The 2,935-nt window shown below is 40.2% G+C and carries 1 protein-coding gene; it reads right to left on the reverse strand.

The window, feature by feature from the left end; all coding sequences use genetic code 11:
• Positions 1–1,790 (reverse strand): hypothetical protein (locus LA313_RS09885; RefSeq protein ID WP_228914534.1); only part of this gene is annotated, 1,790 nt, incomplete at its 3' end.
• Positions 1,791–2,935: the final 1,145 nt, after the last annotated feature.

The raw sequence follows: 2,935 nt of genomic DNA on the forward strand, positions 1-2,935 counted from the left end.
ACTCCTGCATATACAGGTTCATCAATTACAATCTCTACTTCAGAACTGTCAGCAAGACATTCAGATCCCTCACCAGGAGTTACTGTATAGGTGAAAGTATATGAACCGGCAACCATACCGGTAAAATCTACCATCGTTGGATCACTGATATCTACTCCGCTACCATCTGTGTCAGCCCAGCTACCACCAGCATCCTCATTGGCAATGAGTTCAAAGAGATTTACTGCATCCCTGCTCTCATCTCCCTCACAAAAACGATCCTCGCCATCTTCACCAGCTTGAACTATGTCATCTATTACAATAATTACCGAAGTCTTATCACTTGGACATTCTGAATTAACATCATCAGGATCAACGGTATAAGCAAACACATAGGTTCCTGCTGTATATCCGCTTAGATTAATTGGATCGGAGACTGAATTTTCAAACTCATCGGTCCAGTCTCCTCCGACGTCTCCACCACTTACAAGTCCAAATAAACTCACCGAGCTAAGATCCTCATCAATACAGAACCGGTCACTACCACCAGTTCCAGCTTCTGGAAGATCATAAAAAGTGTAATTCACGATATCTGAACCACTGCAACTTATTTCATCAGTAAAAGTATATGTGAAAGGTCCATTATTAGGATCTACATTTGTGGCATCCGAAATATCACCCTCTGCGTTTGACCAAATTCCTCCCGGATAATCTATGGGCTCAAGTAAAGTTAAATTTACTGAAGTAACATTTTCACAAACTTTCTGATCGGGGATACTTATTGAAGGGGGAACAGGAGAACTACCCGAAGTCTCTCCAATACATTGTGTTGGGTTAAAGGGATCGGCACAATCTGGAATATCGGGATCATCCAATGCAAATATTTCAATATTGTAGTCTGTTCCTATTGGATAGGTTAAAGTAAAACTACCTTCTACAGGTCCACCCACCCCAAGATTTTCCAGACAAACATCTTCAGAGATGCTCAAGGCATTTGGATCAGAGGCAGAAAATTGGGCGTTGACTCCAGCTATTGGAACAACCACTTCGTAAGTTTCAGAATCAATACAATTCACTGATTCCTCACCAACCACAAGCGCACATATTGGAATATCTCCATCCCCGCAACCAAATCTTGCTTTAAAATTATTTACATTTAAATTGCCATCTGCGTCCTGATCCCAAATAGCCAGATAAAAGTTTGTAGGTTCAAGAAAATCTACATTCCCTACTGGTATGGTATTCCAGGTATTGGATGATTCAACTCCACAAGAAACAAAGGAAAGATTTGAACAATCTCCGCTTAAATCATCCCCAGCAACACTGCTGTATGTAGTAAAGGCATCATTTCGTTCAGATACATACAAAGCCCAACCAATATTATCCCCTGAATTATCATTTATTTGGACTTCGAAACTTCCCGAATATGGTCTTACATCAAAATTAAGCCATACAATAGGTTGCCCATTAGTCGGATTATCCGGCGCAACTATGCTTCCGGTACTGGGATTCACACACCCCCCGTCCTCAACATCAATTAAAAATGCCGAGCTATTATAAACGGCGTTATTAAAAGGTGAAATCTGAGACTGTGTTTCTGCAGAACTACCGCATCTAATAATTCCGTTAGGCTCGCCCGCATTTGGATCATCATTAATGGAACCATCAGTTCCAATCCAGGTTGAACCTCCTTCCCAACGATTTGCACCTTCACAGGGTGTATCTGCCTGTGCTCTCATTTCAGTAGTAAAAGCAATACTCATGATCACAAAAAGCATAAGTAAAACCTTTTGTGATAACTGAAATTTCATTTTAAACCTCCGAACATTCTTCCTTATAAATAAAACAGGAATTTTGGTAATTTTCTCCATAGTCAATAATGTTGTGGTTAATAAATACTAACCAGAACACAAGAAGTAAATGAAAGCAGATTCGGGCGAACCTTAGGTAGGGGAAATTTTAAAAGAATAAGAACCAAAATTTTCCTGGGGGAGGAAATTTACAAGCACAGTAACGGGGGAATTACAAAAAACTAATAGATATGTTCTGGGGGGGATATTTATTATGGGGAAATTATTTAGGAATACTAGCAAGATCACCTAAAGCACATTAAATTTAATACAAAATACTTTACATCAGTATATTATAGTCAAAATAATTTTTATGATGAGATAAAAAATTACTTCTTACTGTGATTATATAAGGAATCGCACCATTATTTAACAGTTCATGGTAAGGGAGCTTAATTGGTCTCTAATTAGCTTCCCGTTAATTAGCTCCCTCCTTTTTAAGCCGGGGTGGCAAAGGTCAGACTTAAGCAAAAAGATCTCACAACTTCCGAAAACCTGTAAAGTCTGATTATCTCTCCATTATTCCATAAGCATAAGCCTGTAAGACGAAGGCTATAAGTGAGGTTTATCTTTATAGATTAACTTGAATATTTAGCAAATACAACTTTTGTACTTAATCCAGAATTTCCCCTGCATTTCCTGAATTTAGTTTTGAGGAAAGAAGACCCTCCCCGTCCACCACCTGGCGGACTTCCCCTCCCTTGCAAGGGAGGGGAGCTGAAAGACGTATCTTATTAAGTTTTTAGCTAATAATCAAGGCACGGATTATAAATCCGCGCCAGCGGATTCTACAAAAACTTCCCGAGAAAGTGTTCCCCTCCTTTCTGAGGAGGGGTGGATGCACCGGGAGGCGGAGACGGGGTGGTGCGTTACGGATTATTCTTCCGTTTACAAATTTCTAGCTATTACAACCCTTTCAGGGTTTGGAACCCTGAAAGGGTTTATTGGTGAGTTTCCATTCACCACTGTAATTGTAGAAACCGGACCCTCCCCGTCTCCGCAACAGCGGAGCCTTCCCCTCCCTGGAAGGGAGGGGAGATGGCAGTCGTATCTAATTAAAATTTATTCCATAAAAAAACCCTTCATCAAATGAATGATGAAGGGTT

Source organism: Salinimicrobium sediminilitoris, assembly GCF_020866905.1.
Taxonomy (GTDB): domain Bacteria; phylum Bacteroidota; class Bacteroidia; order Flavobacteriales; family Flavobacteriaceae; genus Salinimicrobium; species Salinimicrobium sediminilitoris.